At 63.1% G+C, this 523-nt stretch carries 1 pseudogene; it reads left to right on the forward strand.

Going from position 1 to position 523, the window contains the following annotated elements:
• Positions 1–50 precede the first annotated feature (50 nt).
• A pseudogene (locus tag JDV09_RS13515) lies at positions 51–523 on the forward strand (IS5 family transposase); the annotation flags it as partial.

Raw genomic sequence — 523 nt, forward strand, 5'->3', positions numbered from 1 at the left:
TAGGGCGTGTCTCCGTAATATTCGCGCCTTGACCGGCGACGATTGTGACCGTGACGCGGATGGGTGTGATTTCTGATGGGTTCTGGTCGGCCGTCGAGTCGGTTATGCCCTCGGATGTAGGTAAGCGGGGCAACAGATTCAGCGATCACCGGTTGATCTTGGAAGGGATCGCGTGGCGGTTCCGCACCGGCAGTCCCTGGCGAGACGTGCCGGCTGAGTTCGGGCCGTGGCAGACGGTGTGGAAACGCCATCACCGCTGGTCGTTGGATGGCACCTACGACGAGATGTTCGCCCGGGTCGCGGTGATGTTCGGGATGGACCCCGAGGTGATCGAGGATGTCGAGAAACTGCTGGCGGTCGATTCGACCAGCGTGCGCGCACACCAGCACTCGGCGGGTGCCCGTTCGGACACGCTGCACACAGGGGGCACTGTCGAATTACAAGAAAGCTGCCGAGGAGCCTGATGACCACGCGATCGGGCGCTCCCGCGGCGGGCTGACCACCAAAATCCATGCCCTGACCG

Source organism: Mycolicibacterium xanthum (genome assembly GCF_019710635.1).
In the GTDB taxonomy this organism is placed as follows: Bacteria; Actinomycetota; Actinomycetes; order Mycobacteriales; family Mycobacteriaceae; genus Mycobacterium; species Mycobacterium xanthum.